22 protein-coding genes are annotated in these 23113 nt (G+C 66.8%); 14 read left to right on the top strand and 8 right to left on the bottom strand.

Annotation, left to right across the window (positions count from 1 at the left end):
- Positions 1 to 42: 42 nt before the first annotated feature.
- From CAG41_RS02580 to pilG, 6 genes are all read right to left on the bottom strand, one after another.
- Positions 43 to 513, bottom strand: coding sequence for a chemotaxis protein CheW (locus CAG41_RS02580; RefSeq protein WP_085580817.1), 471 nt, complete (start codon positions 511 to 513; stop codon positions 43 to 45).
- A complete protein-coding gene (locus CAG41_RS02575; protein WP_085706679.1) occupies positions 506 to 6403 on the bottom strand; it encodes an Hpt domain-containing protein in 5898 nt (1965 codons plus the stop codon). Before CAG41_RS02575 ends, CAG41_RS02580 begins: the two co-directional genes overlap by 8 nt.
- A gap of 20 nt (positions 6404 to 6423) precedes the next feature.
- On the bottom strand, positions 6424 to 8484 hold the full coding sequence (locus tag CAG41_RS02570) for a methyl-accepting chemotaxis protein (protein ID WP_085580821.1): 2061 nt from the start codon (positions 8482 to 8484) through the stop codon (positions 6424 to 6426).
- 140 nt (positions 8485 to 8624) lie between these two features.
- Positions 8625 to 9164, bottom strand: coding sequence for a chemotaxis protein CheW (locus CAG41_RS02565; RefSeq protein WP_085580823.1), 540 nt, complete (start codon positions 9162 to 9164; stop codon positions 8625 to 8627).
- A 10-nt stretch (positions 9165 to 9174) separates the two neighbouring features.
- Entirely contained in the window at positions 9175 to 9540 is a 366-nt protein-coding gene (pilH, locus tag CAG41_RS02560) for a twitching motility response regulator PilH (RefSeq protein ID WP_003229091.1), read from the bottom strand.
- A 60-nt stretch (positions 9541 to 9600) separates the two neighbouring features.
- Positions 9601 to 10002 carry a twitching motility response regulator PilG gene (gene pilG, locus CAG41_RS02555; protein ID WP_085580825.1) on the bottom strand — a complete coding sequence of 134 codons (402 nt, stop codon included), beginning with the start codon at positions 10000 to 10002 and terminating at the stop codon, positions 9601 to 9603.
- A 225-nt stretch (positions 10003 to 10227) separates the two neighbouring features.
- Between pilG and gshB the strand changes: the two genes are divergently transcribed.
- The 7 genes from gshB to CAG41_RS02520 all read left to right on the top strand — a co-directional run bounded on the left by gshB (position 10228) and on the right by CAG41_RS02520 (position 16191).
- The gene (gene gshB / locus CAG41_RS02550) at positions 10228 to 11178 is read left to right on the top strand and encodes a glutathione synthase (RefSeq protein WP_085580827.1); all 951 of its coding nucleotides are present in this window, start codon (positions 10228 to 10230) and stop codon (positions 11176 to 11178) included.
- 107 nt (positions 11179 to 11285) lie between these two features.
- Positions 11286 to 12185 (top strand): energy transducer TonB, encoded by a 900-nt coding sequence (locus tag CAG41_RS02545; RefSeq protein ID WP_085580829.1) that lies wholly within the window; start codon positions 11286 to 11288, stop codon positions 12183 to 12185.
- Positions 12186 to 12296: 111 nt separating this feature from the next.
- Entirely contained in the window at positions 12297 to 12869 is a 573-nt protein-coding gene (locus tag CAG41_RS02540; RefSeq protein ID WP_085580831.1) for a YqgE/AlgH family protein, read from the top strand.
- Positions 12869 to 13306, top strand: a complete 438-nt coding sequence (ruvX, locus tag CAG41_RS02535; protein ID WP_085706678.1) for a Holliday junction resolvase RuvX — start codon at positions 12869 to 12871, stop codon at positions 13304 to 13306. Before CAG41_RS02540 ends, ruvX begins: the two co-directional genes overlap by 1 nt.
- An 81-nt stretch (positions 13307 to 13387) precedes the next feature.
- Positions 13388 to 13891, top strand: a complete 504-nt coding sequence (gene pyrR / locus CAG41_RS02530) for a bifunctional pyr operon transcriptional regulator/uracil phosphoribosyltransferase PyrR (RefSeq protein WP_085580835.1) — start codon at positions 13388 to 13390, stop codon at positions 13889 to 13891.
- A gap of 27 nt (positions 13892 to 13918) precedes the next feature.
- Complete coding sequence (locus CAG41_RS02525) at positions 13919 to 14923, top strand: aspartate carbamoyltransferase catalytic subunit (RefSeq protein ID WP_085580837.1); 1005 nt, start codon at positions 13919 to 13921, stop codon at positions 14921 to 14923.
- The gene (locus CAG41_RS02520) at positions 14920 to 16191 is read left to right on the top strand and encodes a dihydroorotase (RefSeq protein ID WP_085580840.1); all 1272 of its coding nucleotides are present in this window, start codon (positions 14920 to 14922) and stop codon (positions 16189 to 16191) included. Before CAG41_RS02525 ends, CAG41_RS02520 begins: the two co-directional genes overlap by 4 nt.
- 40 nt (positions 16192 to 16231) lie before the next feature.
- On the opposite strand, the gene CAG41_RS02515 is transcribed toward CAG41_RS02520, so the two are convergent.
- Positions 16232 to 16663, bottom strand: a complete 432-nt coding sequence (locus CAG41_RS02515) for a TM2 domain-containing protein (RefSeq protein WP_085580842.1) — start codon at positions 16661 to 16663, stop codon at positions 16232 to 16234.
- A gap of 248 nt (positions 16664 to 16911) precedes the next feature.
- On the opposite strand from CAG41_RS02515, the gene CAG41_RS02510 reads away from it, so the two are divergent.
- Positions 16912 to 17529, top strand: a complete 618-nt coding sequence (locus CAG41_RS02510) for a C40 family peptidase (protein ID WP_085580844.1) — start codon at positions 16912 to 16914, stop codon at positions 17527 to 17529.
- Between the two features lie 44 nt (positions 17530 to 17573).
- Here CAG41_RS02510 and CAG41_RS02505 read toward each other — a convergent pair whose 3' ends face one another.
- Entirely contained in the window at positions 17574 to 18608 is a 1035-nt protein-coding gene (locus CAG41_RS02505; protein WP_085580846.1) for a type IV pilus twitching motility protein PilT, read from the bottom strand.
- 56 nt (positions 18609 to 18664) lie between these two features.
- On the opposite strand from CAG41_RS02505, the gene CAG41_RS02500 reads away from it, so the two are divergent.
- The 6 genes from CAG41_RS02500 (at position 18665) to metW (ending at position 23091) form a co-directional block, all read left to right on the top strand.
- Entirely contained in the window at positions 18665 to 19357 is a 693-nt protein-coding gene (locus CAG41_RS02500; RefSeq protein ID WP_085580848.1) for a YggS family pyridoxal phosphate-dependent enzyme, read from the top strand.
- A gap of 9 nt (positions 19358 to 19366) precedes the next feature.
- On the top strand, positions 19367 to 20185 hold the full coding sequence (proC, locus tag CAG41_RS02495; RefSeq protein ID WP_085580850.1) for a pyrroline-5-carboxylate reductase: 819 nt from the start codon (positions 19367 to 19369) through the stop codon (positions 20183 to 20185).
- Between the two features lie 24 nt (positions 20186 to 20209).
- Positions 20210 to 20797 carry a YggT family protein gene (locus CAG41_RS02490; protein ID WP_085630048.1) on the top strand — a complete coding sequence of 196 codons (588 nt, stop codon included), beginning with the start codon at positions 20210 to 20212 and terminating at the stop codon, positions 20795 to 20797.
- Positions 20797 to 21090 (top strand): DUF167 domain-containing protein, encoded by a 294-nt coding sequence (locus tag CAG41_RS02485; protein ID WP_085580854.1) that lies wholly within the window; start codon positions 20797 to 20799, stop codon positions 21088 to 21090. Before CAG41_RS02490 ends, CAG41_RS02485 begins: the two co-directional genes overlap by 1 nt.
- Positions 21091 to 21323: 233 nt before the next feature.
- Positions 21324 to 22463 (top strand): homoserine O-acetyltransferase, encoded by a 1140-nt coding sequence (locus CAG41_RS02480; RefSeq protein WP_085580857.1) that lies wholly within the window; start codon positions 21324 to 21326, stop codon positions 22461 to 22463.
- A gap of 7 nt (positions 22464 to 22470) precedes the next feature.
- Positions 22471 to 23091 (top strand): methionine biosynthesis protein MetW, encoded by a 621-nt coding sequence (gene metW / locus CAG41_RS02475; protein WP_085580859.1) that lies wholly within the window; start codon positions 22471 to 22473, stop codon positions 23089 to 23091.
- The last annotated feature ends 22 nt before the right edge of the window (positions 23092 to 23113 follow it).

Here is a 23113-nt window from a genome sequence, read left to right as displayed (position 1 = left end):
TCAGCGTAATGGTTGAGGCCGTGGGCGCCGGGAGCGTCCGGGTCAATCGGTGAGCCCGGCCTCCACCAAAAGCTTCTCCAGCCCCAGCAGATCCGGCACTTTCGCCACCTGGTCGCCCACCTGCACCGCCGCCTGCTCCAGCGCGCACAGCGGCACATCCACGTAGCTCAACTGGCTGTCGAGCTTGCACGAGCGCGGGATCCCCTGCACCAGCAGGGCCATGAAGCGCAGCTGCGGCAGGCCGCCCAAGGCGTTGAGGACAACGATCCGCGCCCGCTCGCCGATGACGATCCGGTTGCCGCAGGCCGACTCGAAGCTGAGCAGCGGGATCTGCCGCTCGCGCCAGGTCACCCGGCCCAGGTACCACGGCGGCGTGTCGAGGTCGAAGGCGCCGGCCTGGTAGTCGATCAGCTCGGCCACCGCCACGTTCGGCAGGATCAGGTTGCGGTCGGCCAGCGGCAGCAGCAGGCCGGTGAGCTGGCTGGTGCGCGGGTTATGACGCCGCTCATGCATGTCTCTTGCTCCATTGGGCGATGCTGTCGAGCAGCACCGATTCCTGGTACGGCTTGCCGAGGTATTCGTTGACGCCGATGGCCATGGCGCGGTCGCGGTGCTTCTGCCCGGTGCGCGAGGTGATCATGATGATCGGCAGGTGCTGCAGGCGCTCGTCGCCGCGCACCCGGGTCGCCACTTCGAAGCCGTCCATGCGCGGCATTTCGATGTCCAGCAGCATGACGTCGGGCAGGTGCTCTTCGAGCAGCAGCATCGCATCGACCCCGTCCTTGGCGGTGAGCACGTTCATGCCGTGGCGCTCCAGCAGGCGGCTGGTGACCTTGCGCACGGTGACCGAGTCGTCCACCACCAGCACCAGCACCGGCCGCTGCGGTTCGCTGTCGATGTCCGGCTGCGCCGGCCGTTGCGGCAGACGGGCCTGCATCGCGCGGATCGGCGCCAGCAGGTCGAGGATCAGCACCACCCGGCCGTCGCCGAGGATGGTCGCCCCGGACACCCCCTGCACCGCCGCGAACTGCGGGCCCAGGCTCTTGACCACGATCTCGCGGGTGCCGGCCATGGCGTCCACCTGCACCGCCACATGCCGCTCGTTGCACTGCACCAGCAGCACCGGCAGCGGCAGGCTCTGGCCCAGCAGCTTGGGCCGGGGGACGGTCTTGAGCAGCTCGCCCAGGTAGCACAGTTCGTAGCGCTGGCCGGCGTACTCGTACACCGGCGGGTCGAGCCGGAAGTGCCCTTCCAGTTCGTTCGGCGGCACCCGCACCATGCCGTCGATGGTGTTCAGCGGAATCGCGTACTGATCGTCGCCGCACTGCACCATCAGCGCCCGGTTGACCGACACCGTGAACGGCAGGCGGATGCGGAAGTGCACCCCCTGCCCCGGCACCGAATCGATGCTCATGGTGCCGCCCAACTGGCGCACCTCTTCGTGCACCACGTCCATGCCCACGCCGCGCCCGGAGATCTGGGTGATCTTCTCGGCGGTGGAGAACCCCGGCTGCAGGATGAACTGCAGCACGTCGCGGTCGCTGATCTCGGCGTCCGGCGCCAGCAGGCCGCGCTTGACCGCCTTGCGCCGCACCGCGTCCAGCGGCACCCCGGCGCCGTCGTCGCGGATGTCGAAGACAATGTCGCCGCCCTCCCGGGACAGGTCGAGGGTGATCTGCCCCTGGGCCGGCTTGCCCGCCGCCAGCCGCACGTCGGCAGGCTCCAGGCCGTGGTCGACGGCGTTGCGCAGCATGTGTTCCAGCGGCGCCGCCATGCGTTCCAGCACGTTGCGGTCCATTTCGCCTTCGGCGTTGCCGACGGTGAAGGCCACATCCTTGTTCAGTTCCTCGGCCACCTGACGGACGATGCGCTTGAGGCGCGGCAGCATCCGTTCGAACGGCACCATGCGCGTGCGCATCAGCCCTTCTTGCAGTTCGGAGTTGATCCGGCCTTGCTGCTGCAGCAGGTTTTCCGCGTCGCGGGTGCGCCGGTCGAGGGTCTCCTTCAGGTCCAGCAGGTCCGAGGCGGACTCGAACAGCGCCCGGGACAGCTGCTGCAGCTGCGAATGGCGATCCATCTCCAGCGGGTCGAACTCTTCGTAGCCCAGCCGCTCGTTGTCCACCTGCTGACGGCTGAGGATGCGCCCCTGGGTCTCGGTGTCGAGGCGGCGCAATTGGTCGCGCATCCGTTCGATGGTGGTTTCCATCTCATTGAGCGCCACCTGCGCGTCGCTGACCTGCTGCTCGATCCGCCCGCGCACGATCGAGGTTTCGCCGGCCAGGTTGACCAGATCGTCGAGCAGTTCGGCGGACACCTTGACCATGTCCGCGCCGCTGTCGGCGGCCGCGGCGGCGGGTTCGGCCTTCACCGGCACGGCCGGCACCGGGGCCGCGGCCTGCGGCGCCGCCGGGTGGCTGAAGTCGCGGATCGCATTGATCAGCCGGTCCGCCGGCGGACAAGGCTGCCCGGCGCGCACCGCGTCGAGCATCTGGGCCAGACGGTCGTGGCTGCGCTGCACCAGCGCGAACAGCTCGGCCCCCGGCTGCAGCGTGCCGGCGGACAGGCGTTCGTAAAGGTTTTCCAGCTCATGGGCCAGGTCGCCGATGGGGCCGATCTCCACCATCCGCGCACCGCCCTTGAGGGTGTGCAGGTCGCGCAGCAGGGTTTCGACCTCCTGGCGGTTGCCGGGGTCGGCCTGCCAGCGGGTCAGGGCCGCGCCGGAGCTCTCGATGATGTCGGAACCTTCGTCGAGGAACACCTCCAGCAACTCCGGGTCGTGACCGGCGCTCTCCTCGTGGACGGCCGGCACCGGGTGCGCCTCGGGCTCGCCTTGGCGGAACCGGCGCAGCGCCTCGATCAGCGCCTGCGCCGGTTCCGGCGGCTGCCGGTCGTGCAGGTGACCGAGCTGCAGCGCCAGCCGCTCATGGCACTGACGCAGCAGTTGCCCCAAGGCATCGCTGTGGCGGTGACGGCGCTCCGCCAGCCCCTTGTAGACGGTCTCCAGCTCCTGGGCCAGATCGCCGACCGCATCGACCTCGGCCATCCGCGCGCCGCCCTTGAGGGTGTGCAGGTCCCGTTGCAGCGACGGCAGCGGCGCCCCGTTGGCAGGATCCGCCAGCCAGCGGCGCAGGGCTTGCCCGGCGCTGTCGAGCAGGTCCACCGCCTCTTCCAGGAAGATCTCGACGATCTCGTCGTCCGGCCCGTTGCCGGCGGCGGCCTTGTTCAGTTCGGCGGTGGCGCTGCCCAGTTCGCGGATGCTCAGGGTGCGGCTGCCGTCGCTGCGGATCAGGCCCATGGACGCCGGATCCAGGCTCTGGTCGAGCAACTCGTGCAAGGCGCGGATGCGCTGGGGCTGCGGGGTGATTTCCTGGCCGGCGGCCAGTTCGTCGAGCATGTTGATCAGCGCTTCGTGGGCCAACTGCGCCTGCTCGAAGAACGCCTCGCTGACCGCCAGGCTGCTTTCCTCCACGGCACCGTAGAGGTCGAGCAAGGCTTCGCACAGCACGTCCACCGGCAACAGGTCGGCCAGGTGCGCGGCCTCGCCCAGGGTGGTCAGCTCATCCAGCAGCGCGCTCAGTTCCTGGCGTTCGCCGGGGTGCCGCTGCCAACGCTGCAGGAGGTTTTCGGCGTCGAGCAAGATGTCCATGCCCTGGGCCAGAAAGTCGTTGATCAACTGCGGATCGCGCTTGACCCGCAGTCCGCCGCTCGGCCCGTCGAGGATCGACGCCAGCCGTTCCGCCAGCAAGGTCTCGGTGCGCTTGATCAGCGACTGCGCACCGACGATCGGCGCCAGCGGATCGTTGCCCAACTGACGCAGGCCGATGCGCAGCAGCCCTTCGGCCTCCAGCAGCAGTTCCACTTCGTCCAGATCCAGCGCCAGCTGGTGGGCCTTGAACTCCCGGGCCAGGTGATCCAGCGGCGCCGCCAGTTCGGCGATCGGCAAGACGCCAGCCATCGACGCGCTGCCCTTGAGGGTGTGCAGCGCGCGCTGCAATTCGTCGCTGGCCGGCAGCGGCACATGCTCGGCCGCCTGGTCGAGGAAGCGGTTGAGGCTGGCCAGATGGGTTTCGGCCTCGTTGCGGAAAATCTCCAGCAGCAGCGGATCCGTCGCGGCGGTGTCCTTCATGCCTGGGGCGGCCGGCGGCGCATCGCCCCTGGCCAGGGCATGGGCCCGGGCGGCGAGCCGATCGACATCGCTGCGCTGGCGCTGGGCGTTGGCGGCGAATTCGGCGATCAGCTCCGGCAGCAGTTGCAGGCAGTCCGTCAGCACCTGGCCCACCGCAGGAGCAGGCTCGACGCTGTGCTCCAGCACGCGGTTGAGCAGGTTCTCCACGGCCCAGGCCAGTTCGCCGAGGATCAGCGCGCGCACCATGCGGCCGCTGCCCTTGAGGGTGTGGAAGGCCCGGCGCAGTTCGCTCAGGGCCGCGCGGTCGCCGGGGTCGGCCGACCAGCGCGGCAGGCACTCGCCCAGCACCTGGAGCACCTCGTCGGTCTCTTCGAGAAACACCTCGCGCAGCTCGTCGTCCACCGGCGGTTCATCGGCGGGCGGCGGCAACAGGCTTTCGGGGGTGGTCTGCGCCGGCGGGTTGACCGCCGACACCGGGCTGGCCAGCACCTCGGCCAGCGACTGCACGATCCCGGGATCGTCCAGGGCCTGGCGATCCTGCATCGCCTGCGCGTCAACGGGGCTGACCACGTCGGCCAGCACCGGCACATAGGGTTCGTCCGGGAAGTAGCCGAGCTTGGCGAGGCTCTTCTGCGCCACGTCCAGCAAGGGTTCGGTGGCGGCCTGCGGGTCATCGCCCAAGCGTTCGAGGCAGTATTCCAGGCTGGCGATGGCATCGGCCAGGCTGTCCAGCTGCTGCCAGCCGGGCTCGTGCGGGTCGAGCAGCAAACGCTCGCGGATGAACCCGTTGCAGGCCTCGACCAGGCTCGCCGCACGGCTGAGCGGGATCATCGCCAGCGCGCCGCGCACCTGGGTCAACAGCTCCGGCAGCGGCTGCAGCGGCTGGCGGTCCCAGTCGGCCTCGATGTAGTCGACGATCATGTCCTTGGCCTGCTGCAGGCAGATGCGCGCTTCCTTGATCACGATCTGGTGGATCTGCGTCAGGTCCGTGGTGGGCAGGCGGCTGTCGTCCGGATCCTGCGGCTCGACCGTGCCGACCATGCCGGCCAGGGTCGCCTCGACGTACAGCAGGGCGCCGGCGACGTCCATCAGCGTGGCGTCGTTCGGTACGCGCTGGCCCTGGGCCAGGCCGAGCACCACCGCCAACTGGTCGATGATCACCTTGCGCGGCTGGCCGAAGCCGAGCACCGCCAGGGTGTCGGCGATCTGCCGCAGCGGCGCCAGCAGGCTGTCCAGGTCCGAGACGTGCTGGCGGTCGCTGCGCACGAACAGGTCGAGGCGCTCCTTGACCCGCACCAGCTCTTCGCACAGCGCCACCAGCACCGAGCGCATGGCATCGCGGTCGGGGCCGGCCAGGCGCGCGCGCTCTTCGTCGACCATCGCGCTGTCGGGCAGCGCGTCGTCCAGGGAGTAGCGGTCTTTCATGGTCAGCATCTGCCCGGTGGGATGTTCGGCTTTGGCGATGTAGAACAGCAGGCTCTTGAGCAGCTCCGGCGGGGGCGGCCGGTTCAGGGCCGGCATGCCTTGGTCGAGCAGGCGCTTGAGTTCCTTGTCGGCGTCCTTGAACAGGCTGCGCAAGGCCGGGCTGTTGGCGATCCGCCCTTCGCGCATGCCCTCGACCAGCGCCGAGGCGACCTGCCACAACGGGCTGAGCGGCGCGGCGCCGCTCAGCGCCTCAAGGCGCAGGAAGACTTTGGCTAGGTAAGCCAGGTGCGTCTGGTCGTCCTGTTCGCGCAGCAGGCCGACCAGGGCCATCTGCAGCGTCTGGCGCAGCTTGCGCAGCACGTTGGGCAGGTCCGGCGGTTCAAGCCCTTTGAGGGTCTCGGCGTCCAGCGGCGGGCTGTCGGGCAAATGCGGGCTGAACAGGCTGGTCTCCGACAGCAGGCTTTCGCCACGGGCGCTGCGCAGGTCGTTGAGCAACGGCAGCACCACCAGCGGCAGGTCGCGCCGGGCGCCTTGCACGCGGTCGAGGTAGACCGGCAACTGGCCGATGGCTTGCAGCAGCAGGTGCAGGGCTTCTTCGCGGTGGCTGACGCGGCCCTCGCGCAGGGCCTCGACCAATTGCTCCATCTCTTCGGCCAGCAGCGCCGCGCCGTAGAACTCGATCATCTGCAGGCTGCCGTGCACCTGATGGATGCAGGCCAGGCACTCGTCCAGCCCGGGGACGGACGACGGTTCGTCGAGCACCGCTTCGATGGCCTGGTGCGCCAGCCTCAGGGTTTCGGCGATCTCGCCCTTGACCCATTCCAGGGCCACATAGTCGTGCCGGTCGCCCATGACCGCTCCGTCCGCCGGCCTCACGCTTTGTCCGTTGCCGGCGCCGGCGTCGTCGGCAAGGTGAAGCCGGACACCGAACGGCGCAGCTGGCTGGCCATTTTCGCCAGGTTGCCGATGCTGTCGGCGGTGGCGGTGGAGCCGGACGAGGTCTGCGAGGTGATCTGCTTGATCACGTTCATCGTCAGGGAGATCTGCCCGGCCGACGAGGTCTGCTGCTGCGCTGCGTTGGAAATGCTCTGGATCAGCGCGGCGAGGGTCTTGGACACGCCTTCGATCTCTTCCAGGGCCACCCCGGCGTCCTGCGCCAGGCGTGCGCCGCGCACCACTTCGGTGGTGGTCTGCTCCATGGAGATGACCGCCTCGTTGGTGTCGGCCTGGATCGCCCGCACCAGCGTCTCGATCTGCCGGGTGGCGGCGGAGGAACGCTCGGCCAGGCGCTGCACCTCGTCGGCGACCACGGCGAAGCCGCGCCCGGCATCGCCGGCCATCGACGCCTGGATCGCGGCGTTGAGCGCCAGGATATTGGTCTGGTCGGCGATGTCGTCGATCAGGCTGACGATGTCGCCGATCTCCTGGGACGACTCGCCCAGGCGCTTGATCCGCTTGGCGGTGTCCTGGATCTGCTCGCGGATGTTGTCCATGCCGTGGATGGTGTTGTGCACCACCTCGTTGCCCTTGTTGGCGATGTCCACCGAACGTTCGGCCACCGCCGACGATTCGGCGGCGTTGGCCGACACCTGGTCGATGGACTGGGCCATGTCGCTGATCGCGTTGGAGGCTTCGGCGATCTGCTGGGCCTGGTGCTCCGAGGCCTGGGCCAGGTGGATCGCGGTGGCCTGGGTCTCCTGCACCGCAGCGGCGACCTGGCCGGCGGTGAGGTTGATGGTCGCCACCAGGTCGCGCAGCTGGTCGACGGAATAGTTGATGGAGTCGGCGATGGTGCCGGTGAAGTCCTCGGTCACCGACGCGGTCACCGTCAGGTCGCCGTCGGCCAGGTCTTCGATTTCGTCGAGCAGACGCATGATCGCGTTCTGGTTGCGTTCGTTCTTCTCGGCGGTCTCGCGCAACTGACGGTTGGTCTCGCGCACCATGACCATGCCGATCAGGATGATCGACGCCAGCGCCAAAAGGCCCAGCACATAGCCGCCGATGGTGTCGGTGCTGCGCCCGCCGGCCAGGTTCTCGAAGCGGCTGGCCAGGTGCGAGGCTTCGTCGAGCAGGGTCTGCGACAGGCTGAAGATGTTGGTCGCCGACTCGCGCACCTTGAACAGTTCCGGCGAGGTTTCGAGGATCTCGTCCACCGAACCGGAAACGAACTGGAACAGCTCGGCGATCTCGCCCAGCCGCGCCCGGGCGTCGCGGTCTTCGACCTGGCTGATCTTCAGCGAAGGGTTGCCCTGCAGCATGCCGTTGAGCACCTGGCCGAACCGGGTGGCGTCGCGGCCGAAGGCATCGGCGGCCTGCTGCGAGTTCTCGTCGCCGGACAGCACGGTGTTGACCGCTCCCAGGATCCGCTCCGCCAGCAGCGACTGGCGCTGGGCCATAGCCACCTGCCCCGCCGGGGCGCCGCGCTGGAGCAGGATCTCCACGACCTTCTCGTATTCGATCTGCAGCTGCGGTACGGTTTCGGCCAGGGTCGCCGCCACCTGGTGCAGGGAGAGCACGGTCTGTTCGCTGGACAGGATGGCGTCGGCGTTCTTCAGCAGGCGCTCCCAGTCCAGCTGCACGGCGCGCATCTCCGGGCGCACGGTGGACGGCGCGGGCGGCAGGCCGGTGGCCGCGTCGCCTTTCTTCAGGTAGCCCCAGCGCTGGGCGAAGTCGTTGCGCGCATCGCTCAGCAGCTTGAACGCGGCGGCCTTGCCGGCGGCGGCTTCGGTGGCGTTCTTGGCGATGCGCTGGGACAGCACCCGCAGCTCCCCGGCGTGACCGATGTACTGCTTGTCGTAGTTGGCCTGGGTGTTGAGGTACGCGAAGTTGGCGAACAGCAGCATGATGAACACGATCAGCGCGATGAACAGCACGATGATCTGCGAGCGGCTGCGCGAGCCTTCTGCGGGCATGCCTGGTTTTGCTTTTGTCATCGGTCCTCGCCTTCGAAACTCGCCACAGACCTGTGGGAGCGGGCTTGCCCGCGAAAGGGCGGCTCAGCCAGCCTCAATGTTGAATGTCAGACCGCATTCGCGGGCAAGCCCGCTCCCACAGGGGCGCTCTGTTGTTGCGGCTATATTGCGACGTTCATGAACCCCGGGGACTGCGCCAGGGCAAACAGGCTGAACACCCGCCAGTCCTGTTCGCGCCGGAAGTGCCCCTTGAGAAACCCGGCCTTCGCACCCTGCCGCTCACTGATCGGCAACGGCTCGAAGCTGTCCTGCTCGAAATGCTGCAGCCCGAAGACCTCATCGACCAGCAGCCCGGCGAACACCTCCCGGTGCTCCACCACCAGCACCCGCCGCTGCTTGCGCAACGGCGACAGCTCATGGCCGAAGAAGCCGCACAGGTCCATCACAGGCAACAGCCGCCCGCGCAGGTTGGCGACGCCCTTGACCCACGGCTTGACCCCCGGCAACTGGGTGAAGCGCGGTTCAGGAAGCACTTCGCTGATCTCGCCCATGGGCGTCACGTACCAGTGCTCGCCCAGGCGGAAGCCGATGCCGCTCCACAGGTCCCGGCTGGCCGGCGGCGACGGCAGCTGCGCCGCCAGCGACCGGCAGCGCAGGTCCATCTGCCACAGCAGCTCGAACGCGGTCAGCGACCCGCTCATGGCTGCGCGCTCAACCGGCCAGCACGTTGTTCAGGGTCTTGATCAGGGTGTCTTCCTCGACCGGTTTGGTCAGGTAGTCCTTCGCGCCCTGGCGGGTGCCCCAGACCTTGTCGGTCTCCTGGTCCTTGGTGGTGATGATGATCACCGGGATGTGGCTGGTCTCGGCATCCTTGGTCAACTGGCGGGTGGCCTGGAAGCCGTTGAGGCCGGGCATGACGATGTCCATCAGCACCGCGTCGGGCTTCTCCTGACGGGCCAGGGCCACGCCGTCGGCGCCGTTTTCGGCCTTGAGCACCTCATGGCCGTGCTTTTCCAGCATGCCGGTCAGTTTGTACATTTCGGTCGGCGAATCATCGACGATCAGGATACGAGCCATGGTCTTCCCCATTTTTCTTGTCGACGCCCGGCCCGCTGGCCGCGCGTCCTTGTACGTGTCTCACTGCAGCACTGCGGCAAAGCCCGGCACATGGGCCGCTATCGCGTCGAGCAGCTCTTCCTTGCTGAACGGCTTGGTCAGGAATTGGTCGGAACCGACAATCCGCCCCTTGGCCTTGTCGAACAGCCCGTCGCGGGACGACAGCATGATCACCGGCGTTGCCTTGAACGCGCTGTTGTTCTTGATTAAAGCGCAGGTCTGATAACCATCCAGACGCGGCATCATGATGTCCACGAAAACGATGTCCGGATGGTTGTCGACGATCTTGGCCAACGCCTCGAAACCGTCGACCGCCGTGATGACGTCGCACCCTGCGTTTTTCAGCAAGGTCTCGGCGGTGCGGCGAATCGTTTTCGAGTCGTCGATCACCATGACCTTCAAGGCGCTGGACTGCTGTTCCATAAGGGGGCTCTACCGTCGCCTTTGCGAATCAATATGTCCGTTTTGCGATGACTGCCGGCTGCAAACCCTTGCCGTTCAAGGGCCAGCCCGGTATGGCAGCCTTTTTAGCACAGTCTCCCCATGCAATCTATCGACGGGTTTTCCCTTGACCGCAAACCCGCCCGGCGCCACTCTGACGCCACTTTTTCCGCACCGTTTCGGTAGCCCATTTTCGAGGAAAACCCCATGAGCGTTCGCGTCGGGATTGTGATGGACCCCATCGCCAGCATCTCCTATAAAAAGGATAGCTCGCTGGCCATGCTGCTGGCCGCGCAGAAACGCGGCTGGGAACTGTTCTACATGGAGCAGCGCGACCTGTACCAGGCCGAGGGCCAGGCCCGGGCACGGATGAAGCCCTTGAAGGTGTTCGCCGACCCGCAGAAGTGGTTCGAGCTGGGCCAGGAGCAGGATTCGCTCCTCAGCGACCTGAACGTGATCCTGATGCGCAAGGATCCGCCGTTCGACATGGAGTTCGTGTACTCCACCTACCTGCTCGAGCAGGCCGAAAGCGCCGGCGTGCTGGTGGTCAACAAGCCGCAGAGCCTGCGCGACTGCAACGAGAAGCTGTTCGCCACGCTGTTCCCGCAGTGCACGCCGCCGACCGTGGTCAGCCGCCGCGCCGACGTGCTGCGCGAGTTCGCCGCCCAGCATGGCGACGTGATCCTCAAGCCGCTGGACGGCATGGGCGGCACGTCGATCTTCCGCCACCGCGCGGGCGACCCGAACCTGTCGGTGATCCTGGAGACCCTGACCGCCCTCGGCACCCAGCAGATCATGGGCCAGGCGTACCTGCCGGCCATCAAGGACGGCGACAAGCGCATCCTGATGATCGACGGCGAGCCGGTGGACTACTGCCTGGCGCGGATCCCGGCCCAGGGCGAAACCCGCGGCAACCTGGCGGCCGGCGGCCGGGGCGAAGCCCGCCCGTTGACCGACAAAGACCGCTGGATCGCCGCCCAGGTCGGCCCGACCCTGCGCGCCAAGGGCCTGCTGTTCGTCGGCCTGGACGTGATCGGCGAGCACCTGACCGAGATCAACGTCACCAGCCCGACCTGCATCCGCGAAATCGACAACGCCTTCGGCACCGACATCGGCGGTCTGCTGATGGAGGCCATCTGGAAAAAGCTGCAGGCTTGATGTGCGTCACATGCAGCCTGTCGCTTGATGCCTGAAGCCCAAGGCGTACGACCAACATTGCGTTATCATGCGCGGCCTGTGAAAAACGCGATGTTGGTTTCCTTGTCATGACGCTTCCGTCCGATCTGCCCGCAGAACTCGCCCACACCGGCGTGCGCCCGGTCGATCGCCTCGGATTTACCCTGTTCCTGGCGGCGCTGATCCATTTGGCGCTGCTGCTGGGCGTGGGCTTCACCATGGTCGAGCCCAAGCAGATCAGCAAGACCCTGGAAATCACCCTCGCCACGTTCAAGAGCGAGAAGAAGCCCGCCAAGGCGGATTTCCTCGCCCAGGAAAACCAGGAAGGCAGCGGTACGCTGGACAAGAAGGCGATTCCCAAGACCACCGAGGTCGCGCCGTTCCAGGACAACCAGGTCAAGAAGATCACCCCGCCCCCCGCCGCCAAGGCCGAGGTGAAGGAAGCGGCGCCCAAGGCCGCCGTGACCACGGTCGCGCCGAAGCCGCAGAAGGCGCCGACCAAAAAGGAAGAGACCAAGACCGAGACCCGGCCGGCGGTCGACGCGCCGACGTTCGACAGCTCGCAGCTGTCCAGCGACATCGCCAGTCTTGAGGCCGAACTGGCCCACGAACAGCAGTTGTACGCCAAGCGCCCGCGGATCCACCGCCTGAGCGCCGCCTCGACCATGCGCGACAAGGGCGCCTGGTACAAGGACGAATGGCGCAAGAAGGTCGAGCGCATCGGCAACCTCAACTACCCCGACGAGGCACGGCGCCAGCAGATCTACGGCAACCTGCGGCTGATGGTGTCGATCAACCGCGACGGATCGCTGTATGAGGTGATGGTGCTGGAGTCCTCCGGCCAGCCGCTGCTGGACCAGGCCGCCCAGCGCATCGTCCGCCTGGCGGCGCCGTTTGCGCCGTTCACCGGGGACCTGTCGGACATCGATCGGCTGGAAATCATCCGCACCTGGAAATTCGCCCGGGGCGACCGCCTGTCCAGCAACTGACGGAACGCCTTCGCGGGCTTGCCCGCAAAGACGCCATCAAGGGCACCGCAGGGCGCACTTGTCAGCATCCCCGGCTTGTCAGTTCGCCCCTTGACCGCCACACTAGCGCACATGAAAAACGTCAGCCCCAGCTACCTCAAGCATCACTTCCTGATCGCCATGCCGCACATGGCCGACCCCAACTTTGCCCACACCTTGACCTACATCGTCGAGCACACGGCCAATGGCGCCATGGGGCTGGTGGTGAACCGACCGCAGGAGCTGAACCTGGCCGACATCCTGGAGCAACTGCGCCCGGACATCGAACCGCCGGCACGCTGCCAGCACGTGCCGATCTACATCGGCGGCCCGGTGCAGACCGACCGCGGCTTCGTCCTGCATCCGGCGGGGCAGACCTTCCAGGCCACCGTCGAACTGGACGGCCACCTGGCGCTGTCCACCTCCCAGGACGTGCTGTTCGCCATCGCCGACGGCGTCGGCCCGCAACAGAGCCTGATCACCCTCGGCTACGCCGGCTGGGAAGCGGGGCAGCTTGAGGCCGAACTGGCCGACAACGCCTGGCTGACCTGCCCGTACGACGCCGACGTCCTGTTCAGCACCCGCAGCGACCTGCGCCTGGAAGCCGCCGCCAAGCACCTGGGCATCAACCTGAGCCTGCTGACCAGCCAGGCGGGGCACGCCTGATGGCTTTGCGCCTTATCCTCGGCTTCGACTACGGCACCCGCTCGATCGGCGTGGCGGTCGGCCAGGTCATCACCGGCCAGGCCCGCGAGCTGTGCACCCTGAGGGCGCAGAACGGGGTGCCCGACTGGAACCAGGTCGAAGCGCTGATCAAGGAATGGAAACCCGACGCCGTGGTGGTCGGCCTGCCGCTGAACATGGACGGCACGCCCAGCGAGATGTGCGAGCGCGCCGAGAAGTTCGGCCGCCGCCTCAACAGCCGCTACAACCTGCCCTTCTATACCCACGACGAACGCCTGACCACCTTCGAGGCCAAGGGCGAGCGGATGGCCCGCGGCGGCCAGAAGGGCAGCTACCGCGACAACCCGGTGGACGCCATCGCCGCCGCCCTGCTGCTGCAGGGCTGGCTCGACGAAAACACCGCATTGTTTGAATCCTGACAAGCGCTTCGGCGCTTTTCTTTTGGCTACGACCCGGGCCGCCGTCCACACGCGCCGGCCCGCCCCCGAGAAGGAGCAACCATGAGCCTGCCCAATCCCGCCGATCTGATCAGCCAGATGGCGACCCGCCTCAAGGCGCACCTGGACGCGCGCGGCATCGGCGAGCCGCGTTTCATCGGCATCCGCACCGGCGGCGTCTGGGTCGCCCAGGCCTTGCTCAAGGAACTGGGCAGCGATGCGCCGCTCGGCACCCTGGACGTCTCCTTCTACCGCGACGACTTCAGCCAGAACGGCCTGCACCCGCAGGTGCGCCCCTCGGCCCTGCCCTTCGAGATCGAAGGCCAGCACCTGGTGCTGATCGACGACGTGCTGATGAGCGGGCGCACCATCCGCGCCGCCATGAACGAACTGTTCGACTACGGCCGCCCGGCCAGCGTGACCCTGGTCTGCCTGCTGGACCTGGACGCCGGCGAGCTGCCGATCCGCCCGAACGTGGTCGGCGCCACGCTGAAGCTGGCCGCCCACGAGCGGGTCAAGCTGTCCGGCCCTGAGCTGAACCTCGAACTGCAAGACCTTGCCTTTTAATCCGCCCTATTGAGAGTCCCCTTCGCGATGACGCCTCTAGACACCAAGCGCCCGCTGCAGCTCAATGACCAGGGCCAGCTGCGCCACTTCCTCTCGCTCGACGGCCTGCGCCGCGAGCTGCTGACGGAAATCCTCGACACCGCCGACTCGTTCCTCGAAGTCGGCGCCCGGGCGGTGAAGAAAGTCCCGCTGCTGCGCGGCAAGACCGTGTGCAACGTGTTTTTCGAGAACTCCACCCGCACCCGCACCACCTTCGAACTGGCGGCCCAGCGGCTGTCGGCGGACGTGATCACCCTGAACGTGTCGACCTCGTCGGCCAGCAAGGGCGAAACCCTGCTCGACACCCTGCGCAACCTGGAAGCCATGGCCGCCGACATGTTCGTCGTGCGTCACGGCGACTCCGGCGCCGCGCACTTCATCGCCGAGCACGTCTGCCCGCAGGTGGCGATCATCAACGGCGGCGACGGCCGCCACGCCCACCCGACCCAGGGCATGCTCGACATGCTGACCATCCGCCGGCACAAGGGCAGCTTCGAGAACCTCTCGGTGGCCATCGTCGGCGACATCCTGCACTCGCGGGTGGCGCGCTCGAACATGCTCGCCCTCAAGACCCTCGGCTGCCGGGACATCCGCGTGATCGCACCCAAGACCCTGCTGCCGATCGGCATCGAGCAGTACGGCGTGAAGGTCTACACCGACATGGCCCAAGGCCTGAAGGACGTCGACGTGGTGATCATGCTGCGCCTGCAGCGCGAGCGCATGACCGGCGGCCTGCTGCCGAGCGAGGGCGAGTTCTACCGCCTGTTCGGCCTGACCACCGCGCGCCTGGCCGGGGCCAAGCCCGACTGCATCGTCATGCACCCGGGACCGATCAACCGCGGGGTGGAGATCGAGTCGGCGGTGGCCGACGGCCCGCACTCGGTCATCCTCAACCAAGTCACCTACGGCATCGCGATCCGCATGGCCGTGCTGTCCATGGCCATGAGCGGACAGACCGCCCAGCGCCAATTCGAGCAGGAGAACGCCCAGTGAAGCTCAGCATTCTCGGCGCACGCGTCATCGACCCGGCCAGCGGCCTGGACCGCGTCACCGACATTCACGTCGAAGCCTGCAAGATCGTCGCCCTCGGCGCCGCCCCGGCGGGGTTCGCCGCCGTGGAAACCATCGACGCCCAAGGCCTGGTGGCCGCTCCGGGGCTGGTGGACCTCAACGTCGCCCTGCGCGAGCCGGGCTACAGCCGCAAAGGCACCATCGCCAGCGAAACCCGCGCGGCGGCGGCCGGCGGCGTGACCAGCCTGTGCTGCCCGCCGAAGACCAAACCGGTGCTCGACACCTCCGCCGTGGCCGAACTGATCCTCGACCGCGCCCGCGAGGCCGGCAACACCAAGGTGTTCCCCATCGGCGCCCTGAGCAAAGGCCTGGACGGCGAGCAACTGGCCGAGCTTGCGGCCCTGCGCGACGCCGGCTGCGTGGCGTTCGGCAACGGCCTCAAGAGCTTCGGCAACACCCGCACCCTGTGCCGGGCGCTGGACTACGCCGCGACCTTCGACCTGACGGTGATCTTCAACTCCCAGGATCACGACCTGGCCGACGGCGGCCTGGCCCACGAAGGCGCCACCGCCAGTTTCCTCGGCCTGCCGGGCATCCCGGAGACCGCCGAGACCGTGGCCCTGGCCCGGGACCTGCTGCTGGTGGAGCAGACCGGCGTGCGCGCGCACTTCAGCCAGCTCACCAGTGCCCGGGGCGTGGCGCTGATCGCCCAGGCCCAGGCCCGCGGCCTGAAGGTCACGGCGGACGTGGCGCTGTATCAACTGATTCTCACCGACGAGGCGCTGATCGACTTCAGCAGCCTCTACCACGTCCAGCCGCCGCTGCGCACCCGCGCCGACCGCGACGGCCTGCGCGAAGCGGTGAAGTCCGGCGTGGTCTCGGCGATCTCCAGCCATCACCAGCCCCACGAGCGCGACGCCAAACTGGCGCCGTTCGGCGCCACCGAACCGGGCATCAGCAGCGTCGAGCTGTTGCTGCCGCTGGCGATGACACTGGTGGAGGACGGTCTGCTGGACCTGCCGACCCTGCTGGCGCGCCTGAGCGCCGGCCCTGCCGAGGCCCTGCGCCTGCCGGCGGGCAAGTTGGAGGTGGGCGGCGCGGCGGACATCGTGCTGTTCGATCCGAAGGCGTCGACCGTGGCCGGCGAAGCCTGGCTGTCGAAGGGCGAGAACTGCCCGTTCATCGGCCACAGCCTGCCGGGCGTGGTGCGCTACACCCTGGTGGACGGCCGGATCAGCCACCAGGCGTAACCCTGCGGCGAGGGAGCTTGCTCCCTCGCCGCAATTCGTTTCACTGGAAGGCCCTGCGGTTCTGCTGGTTACGCAGCGAAACCTGGTCGTTCAGCGTCCAGAAGTCATACAGCACACCGATGAAGAACAGCCCGCCGGTCAGCAGGTACAGCAATCCGCTGATCCACTTGCCCTGATACATGCGGTGCACGCCGAACACCCCGAGGAACGTCAGCAGGATCCACGCCACGTTGTATTCGATGGGGCCGGCGGTGAAGCGCAGGTCGGCCTCGCGGTCCATCGCCGGGATCAGGAACACGTCGATCAGCCAGCCGATGCCGAGCAGGCCGAAGGTGAAGAACCAGATCGTCCCGGTCACGGGCTTGCCGTAATAGAAGCGGTGAGCGCCAGTGAAGCCGAAAATCCACAGCAGGTAGCCGATCACTTTGCTGTGGGTGTCCTGGTTCGCGCCCGGCGGTTGATAGCGGTTCATGAAGACCTCGATTCACGCAATAGATAAATATTCTTTAATTCTTTGTGACTTTTTTACAGGTAGCCGACGTACGGCAAATGCTACCGTGTTCCCCGTCAAAGCCTTATAGCACCTGACTTCTGTCCGACAATGGCGTCCATTTGCCGCTTGTTTGGTTCCGTTGCCCCCTGTTCGAATCGACCAACGGCCTCGGAAGGGACAAAAAAGCTGTTATAAAGTTGCGCGCTAACACACAAGAGCCCTGCCTAATGCGTCCATTTTTCAAGACATGGCTGACCATTTGCCTACTGATGCCACTGGCCGCCCACGCCACCAACCGTGAGCAACGACTTCCCAACGTCAACGGCTACACCCCCAAATCCCATGCGTCTGCTCCGTCGAACAAGGGCAAGCAGAGCAAGCACACCACGCTCAGCAGCAACGGCCACAGCAAGGTCGTGCCGCCGATGGCGAACAAGGAAAGCAGCAACGTCCTGAGCCGCGCGGTGAACGTCCTCGGCACGCCGTACCGCTGGGGCGGCAGCAGCCCGAGCAAAGGCTTCGACTGCAGCGGCCTGGTGAAGTACGCGTTCAACGACGCCACCTTCGACCTGCCCCGCACCTCCAACGCAATGGCCAGCGGCCATGGCGAGAAGGTCGAGCGCAAGGACCTGAAGCCGGGCGACCTGATCTTCTTCAACATCAAGAGCCGCCGGGTCAACCACGTCGCCATCTACCTGGGCAACGACCGCTTCATCCACGCCCCGCGCCGCGGCAAGGCCGTGAGCATCGACACGCTGAACAAGCCGTACTGGGAACAGCACTACGTCGTCGCCAAGCGCGTACTGCCCAAAGAACCCAAGCAGATGCGCGTCGTCCAGCGCTGAGCCCCGCCGTGAGGGAGCCTGCTCCCTCACCGCACACCTCCCCCTCAGAAATTGTCCGGCGTGCGCGCCTTCTCCCGCGCATGCTCGCGGCTGATCAACCCCTTGGTCACCAACTCCTTCAGGCACATGTCCAGGGTCTGCATCCCCAGCGACCCGCCGGTCTGGATCGCCGAGTACATCTGCGCCACCTTGTCCTCGCGGATCAGGTTACGGATCGCCGAGGTGCCGAGCATGATCTCGTGGGCCGCCACCCGCCCGCCGCCGATCTTCTTGATCAGCGTCTGCGACACCACCGCCAGCAACGACTCGGACAGCATCGAGCGCACCATCGATTTCTCGTCGCCGGGGAACACGTCCACCACCCGGTCGATGGTCTTCGCCGCCGAAGTGGTGTGCAGGGTGCCGAACACCAGGTGCCCGGTCTCGGCGGCGGTGAGCGCCAGGCGGATGGTTTCCAGGTCGCGCATCTCGCCCACCAGGATCACGTCCGGGTCTTCGCGCAGCGCCGAACGCAGGGCCGTGGCGAAACTGCGGGTATCGCGATGGACTTCACGCTGATTGATCAGGCATTTGCGCGATTCGTGGACGAATTCGATGGGGTCTTCGATGGTCAGGATGTGATGGTGGCGGTGGGTGTTGAGGTAGTCGATCATCGCCGCCAGGGTGGTGGACTTGCCTGAACCGGTGGGCCCCGTCACCAGCACCAGGCCGCGTGGGGCGTCGGTGATCTTGCGGAAGACGTCGCCCATGGCCAGGTCCTCCATGGTCAGCACCTTGGACGGGATGGTGCGGAACACCGCGCCGGCGCCGCGGTTCTGGTTGAACGCGTTGACCCGGAACCGCGCGACGCCGGGCACTTCGAAGGAGAAGTCGGTTTCCAGATGTTTCTCGAAGTCCACCCGCTGGGTGTCGTTCATGATGTCGTAGATCAGCTCGTGCACCTGCTTGTGGTCCAGCGCCGGCAGATTGATCCGCCGCACGTCGCCGTCCACGCGGATCATCGGCGGCAGGCCGGCCGACAGGTGCAGGTCGGAAGCGCCCTGTTTGGCGCTGAAGGCCAGCAGTTCGGTGATATCCATAGCGTCCCCCAATTCCAGTAGAATGCCGCGAACCCTCAGACCGCCGGCGCCTCTTGATGTCCACGATAGCAGACAACATTTTCAACGTCGGGTCGCGCATCCAGGCCGCGACCCAGGCCGCCGGACGCGGCGAAGACAGCGTCCGGCTGCTGGCCGTGAGCAAGACCAAACCCGCCCGGGCCCTGCGTGAAGCCTATGCCGCCGGCCTGCGGGACTTCGGCGAGAACTACCTGCAGGAAGCCCTGGGCAAGCAGCAGGAACTGGCCGACCTGCCCTTGATCTGGCACTTCATCGGCCCCATTCAGTCGAACAAGACCCGCTCGATCGCCGAGCATTTCGCCTGGGTGCACTCCGTGGACCGTCTGAAAATCGCCCAACGCCTGTCCGAGCAGCGCCCGGCCGACCTGCCGCCGCTGAACATCTGCATCCAGGTCAACGTCAGCGGCGAAGCCAGCAAGTCCGGCTGCGCCCCGGCCGACCTGCCCGCCCTGGCGCAGGCCATCAGCCAATTGCCGCGCCTGAAGCTGCGCGGGCTGATGGCGATCCCCGAGCCGACCGAAGACCGGGCCGCCCAGGACGCCGCCTTCGCCGCCGTGCAGCGCTTGCAGGCCAGCCTCGACCTGCCCCTCGACACCCTTTCCATGGGCATGAGCCACGACCTCGAGTCGGCCATCGCCCAGGGCGCCACCTGGGTCCGTATCGGCACCGCCCTGTTCGGCGCCCGCGACTACGGCCACATTTCTCAATAAGGACCTGACATGAGCGATACACGCATTGCCTTTATCGGTGCCGGCAACATGGCGGCCAGCCTGATCGGCGGCCTGCGGGCCAAGGGTCTGGAAGCGGGACGGATCCGCGCCAGCGATCCGGGCGAAGAGACCCGCGCCCGGGTCAGCGCCGAACACGGCATCGACACCTTCGCCGACAACGCCCAGGCCATCGACGGCGCCGACGTGGTGGTGCTGGCGGTCAAGCCCCAGGCCATGAAGGCCGTGTGCGAAGCGATCCGCCCGAGCCTCAAGCCGAACCAGCTGGTGGTGTCCATCGCCGCCGGCATCACCTGCGCCAGCATGACCGCCTGGCTCGGCGAGCAGCCGATCGTGCGCTGCATGCCCAACACCCCGGCGCTGCTGCGCCAGGGCGTGAGCGGCCTGTACGCCACCGCCGCCGTCAGCGCCGCGCAGCGCCAGCAGGCCGAAGAACTGCTGTCCGCCGTGGGCATCGCCCTGTGGCTGGAGCAGGAGCAGCAACTGGACGCCGTGACCGCCGTGTCCGGCTCAGGCCCGGCCTATTTCTTCCTGCTGATCGAAGCCATGACCGCCGCCGGCGTCAAGCTCGGCCTGCCGAAGGAAACCGCCGAGCGCCTGACCCTGCAGACCGCCCTGGGCGCCGCGCACATGGCCGTGTCCAGCGACGTCGACGCCGCCGAACTGCGCCGCCGCGTGACCTCGCCGGCCGGCACCACGGAAGCCGCCATCAAATCGTTCCAGGCCGACGGCTTCGAAGCCCTGGTGGAAAAGGCCCTCGGCGCCGCCGCGCACCGTTCGGCCGAAATGGCCGAGCAACTGGGCCGCTGATCAGCACTTCATAAGGAATCAACAATGCTTGGACTCAACGACGCTGCCATTTTCGTGATCCAGACCCTGGGCAGCCTGTACCTGCTGGTCGTCCTGATGCGCTTCATCCTGCAACTGGTGCGGGCGAACTTCTACAACCCGCTCTGCCAGTTCGTGGTCAAGGCCACCCAACCGCTGCTCAAGCCGCTGCGCCGGTTCATCCCGAGCCTGTTCGGCCTGGACATGTCGTCGCTGGTGCTGGCCCTCGTGGTGCAGATGCTGCTGTTCGCCGTGATCCTGCTGCTCAGCGGCTACAAGGTCGATGTGCTGTTCCTGGTGCCGTGGGCGCTGATCGGCATCTTCGCGCTGTTCCTGAAGATCCTGTTCTGGGCCATGATCATCAGCGTGGTGCTGTCCTGGGTCGCGCCGGGCAGCCACAACCCCGGCGCCGAGCTGGTGCAGCAGATCACGGAGCCGGTGCTCGCGCCGTTCCGCCGCCTGGTGCCGAACCTGGGCGGCCTGGACATCTCGCCGATCTTCGCCTTCATCGTCCTGCAACTGCTGCAGAGCTGGCTGATCCCGCGCCTGGCCTACTACGCCCTGATGCCGCGGGAACTGTTCGGCCTGATCTGATGGCCTGGTTCCGCTGGGACGGCGACGACCTGATCCTGGAGTGCCACCTGCAACCTGCAGCCCGCAGCGATGATTTCGCCGGGCTGCACGGCGACCGCCTGAAGATCCGCCTGACCGCGCCGCCGGTCGAAGGCAAGGCCAATGCCTATCTGATGGGATTCCTGGCCAAGGCGTTCGGGGTCTCCAAGAGCCAGGTCAGCCTGGTCGCCGGCGAGCTGAACCGGCAGAAGCGGGTGCGGGTGTGCTCGCCCAAGACATTGCCCGACTTGCCGGGGCTGGTGCGTCCGGCCTGACCCACCGCCCCGACAGCATCAGACCGAGATTCCTGTGGGAGCCAGCCTGTTGGCGATGGCGTCTGCGAAGGCGCCATCGCCAGCAGGCTGGCTCCCACCGTTTGAGCGGCACCACAATTGCGACGCAGGGTTTCACAACGCCCACCCAACGGGTGAAATCAGGCCCGACGGTTGCTTGCCGCTGACCCCACCGGTCTTTAGACTTACGCCTCATTTCAACGAGAGCAGGGTCGATGCCAGCTGCCTTTCCCCCCGATTCTGTTGGTCTGGTGACGCCGCAAACGGCGCACTTCAGCGAACCGCTGGCCCTGGCCTGCGGCCGTTCGCTGGCCGCCTACGACCTGATCTACGAAACCTACGGCACGCTGAACGCCCAAGCGAGCAACGCCGTGCTGATCTGCCACGCCCTGTCCGGCCACCATCACGCCGCCGGCTACCACAGCCCCGACGACCGCAAGCCCGGTTGGTGGGACAGCTGCATCGGGCCCGGCAAGCCGGTCGACACCAACAAATTCTTCGTGGTCAGCCTGAACAACCTCGGCGGCTGCAACGGCTCCACCGGCCCGAGCAGCGTCAACCCGGACACCGGCAAGCCGTTCGGCGCCGAGTTCCCGGTGCTCACCGTCGAAGACTGGGTGCACAGCCAGGCGCGCCTGGCCGACCGCCTCGGCATCACCCAGTGGGCGGCGGTGATCGGCGGCAGCCTCGGCGGCATGCAGGCGCTGCAATGGACCATCACCTACCCGGACCGTGTGCGCCACTGCCTGGCCATCGCCTCGGCGCCCAAGCTGTCGGCGCAGAACATCGCCTTCAACGAAGTGGCGCGCCAGGCGATCCTCACCGACCCGGAGTTCCACGGCGGCTCGTTCCAGGAACACGGCGTGATCCCCAAGCGCGGCCTGATGCTGGCGCGGATGGTCGGGCACATCACGTACCTGTCCGACGACTCCATGGGCGAGAAATTCGGCCGGGGCCTCAAGAGCGAGAAGCTCAACTACGACTTCCACAGCGTCGAATTCCAGGTCGAAAGCTACCTGCGCTATCAGGGCGAAGAGTTCTCCGGCCGCTTCGACGCCAACACCTACCTGTTGATGACCAAGGCGCTGGATTACTTCGATCCGGCGGCGAACTTCGACGATAACCTGGCGAAAACCTTCGAAGGCGCGAAGGCCAAGTTCTGCGTGATGTCGTTCACCACCGACTGGCGCTTCTCCCCGGCCCGCTCGCGGGAACTGGTGGACGCGCTGATGGCGGCGCGCAAGGACGTCAGCTACCTGGAGATCGACGCGCCCCAGGGCCACGACGCCTTCCTGATTCCGATCCCGCGCTATCTGCAGGCGTTCGGCAACTACATGAACCGCATCACGCTTTGAGGAAGACATGAGAGCCGATCTGGAAATCATCCAGGAATGGATCCCCGCCGGCAGCCGCGTGCTCGACCTCGGCTGCGGCGACGGCGAACTGCTGACCTGGCTGCGCGACCACAAGCAGGTCACCGGCTACGGTCTGGAAAACGACCCGGACAACATTGCCGAGTGCGTGGCCAAGGGCATCAACGTCATCGAGCAGGATCTGGACAAGGGCCTGGGCAACTTCGCCAGCAACAGCTTCGACATCGTGGTGATGACCCAGGCCCTGCAGGCGGTGCACTACCCGGACAAGATCCTCGACGAAATGCTGCGGGTCGGCCGCCAGTGCATCATCACCTTCCCCAACTTCGGCCACTGGCGCTGCCGCTGGTACCTGGCGAGCAAGGGGCGGATGCCGGTGTCGGAGTTCCTGCCGTACACCTGGTACAACACGCCGAACATCCACTTCTGCACCTTCGAGGACTTTGAGGAACTTTGCCGCGAACGTGAGGCGAAGGTCATTGATCGGCTTGCCGTGGATCAACAGCACCGCCACGGGTGGGCCAGTAAGCTATGGCCTAATCTGTTAGGTGAGATCGGCATCTACCGCGTCAGCAGCCCGGCGCTGCAGGATCACAGAATCGCGGTCTGAACCACGACATTGCGAGGAGAAC

The organism is Pseudomonas sp. B35(2017) (genome assembly GCF_002113645.1).
In the GTDB taxonomy this organism is placed as follows: domain Bacteria; phylum Pseudomonadota; class Gammaproteobacteria; order Pseudomonadales; family Pseudomonadaceae; genus Aquipseudomonas; species Aquipseudomonas ekonensis.
The sequence above is the reverse complement of the archived record's forward strand: the minus strand, read 5'-3'. Positions and strand labels throughout refer to the sequence as shown.

Bases quoted from the DNA above. Each gene is read 5' to 3' on its own strand.
- CAG41_RS02480 (WP_085580857.1), top strand. From the start codon at position 21,324: ATGCCAGCTGCCTTTCCCCCCGATTCTGTTGGTCTGGTGACGCCGCAA.
- metW (WP_085580859.1), top strand. From the start codon at position 22,471: ATGAGAGCCGATCTGGAAATCATCCAGGAATGGATCCCCGCCGGCAGC.
- CAG41_RS02565 (WP_085580823.1), bottom strand. From the start codon at position 9,164: ATGAGCGGGTCGCTGACCGCGTTCGAGCTGCTGTGGCAGATGGACCTG.
- CAG41_RS02505 (WP_085580846.1), bottom strand. From the start codon at position 18,608: ATGGATATCACCGAACTGCTGGCCTTCAGCGCCAAACAGGGCGCTTCC.
- CAG41_RS02575 (WP_085706679.1), bottom strand. From the start codon at position 6,403: ATGGGCGACCGGCACGACTATGTGGCCCTGGAATGGGTCAAGGGCGAG.
- CAG41_RS02510 (WP_085580844.1), top strand. From the start codon at position 16,912: ATGCGTCCATTTTTCAAGACATGGCTGACCATTTGCCTACTGATGCCA.
- ruvX (WP_085706678.1), top strand. From the start codon at position 12,869: ATGGCTTTGCGCCTTATCCTCGGCTTCGACTACGGCACCCGCTCGATC.
- CAG41_RS02500 (WP_085580848.1), top strand. From the start codon at position 18,665: ATGTCCACGATAGCAGACAACATTTTCAACGTCGGGTCGCGCATCCAG.
- gshB (WP_085580827.1), top strand. From the start codon at position 10,228: ATGAGCGTTCGCGTCGGGATTGTGATGGACCCCATCGCCAGCATCTCC.
- CAG41_RS02515 (WP_085580842.1), bottom strand. From the start codon at position 16,663: ATGAACCGCTATCAACCGCCGGGCGCGAACCAGGACACCCACAGCAAA.
- pilG (WP_085580825.1), bottom strand. From the start codon at position 10,002: ATGGAACAGCAGTCCAGCGCCTTGAAGGTCATGGTGATCGACGACTCG.
- CAG41_RS02485 (WP_085580854.1), top strand. From the start codon at position 20,797: ATGGCCTGGTTCCGCTGGGACGGCGACGACCTGATCCTGGAGTGCCAC.
- CAG41_RS02545 (WP_085580829.1), top strand. From the start codon at position 11,286: ATGACGCTTCCGTCCGATCTGCCCGCAGAACTCGCCCACACCGGCGTG.
- CAG41_RS02540 (WP_085580831.1), top strand. From the start codon at position 12,297: ATGAAAAACGTCAGCCCCAGCTACCTCAAGCATCACTTCCTGATCGCC.
- CAG41_RS02570 (WP_085580821.1), bottom strand. From the start codon at position 8,484: ATGACAAAAGCAAAACCAGGCATGCCCGCAGAAGGCTCGCGCAGCCGC.
- pyrR (WP_085580835.1), top strand. From the start codon at position 13,388: ATGAGCCTGCCCAATCCCGCCGATCTGATCAGCCAGATGGCGACCCGC.
- CAG41_RS02580 (WP_085580817.1), bottom strand. From the start codon at position 513: ATGCATGAGCGGCGTCATAACCCGCGCACCAGCCAGCTCACCGGCCTG.
- CAG41_RS02525 (WP_085580837.1), top strand. From the start codon at position 13,919: ATGACGCCTCTAGACACCAAGCGCCCGCTGCAGCTCAATGACCAGGGC.
- CAG41_RS02490 (WP_085630048.1), top strand. From the start codon at position 20,210: ATGCTTGGACTCAACGACGCTGCCATTTTCGTGATCCAGACCCTGGGC.
- proC (WP_085580850.1), top strand. From the start codon at position 19,367: ATGAGCGATACACGCATTGCCTTTATCGGTGCCGGCAACATGGCGGCC.
- pilH (WP_003229091.1), bottom strand. From the start codon at position 9,540: ATGGCTCGTATCCTGATCGTCGATGATTCGCCGACCGAAATGTACAAA.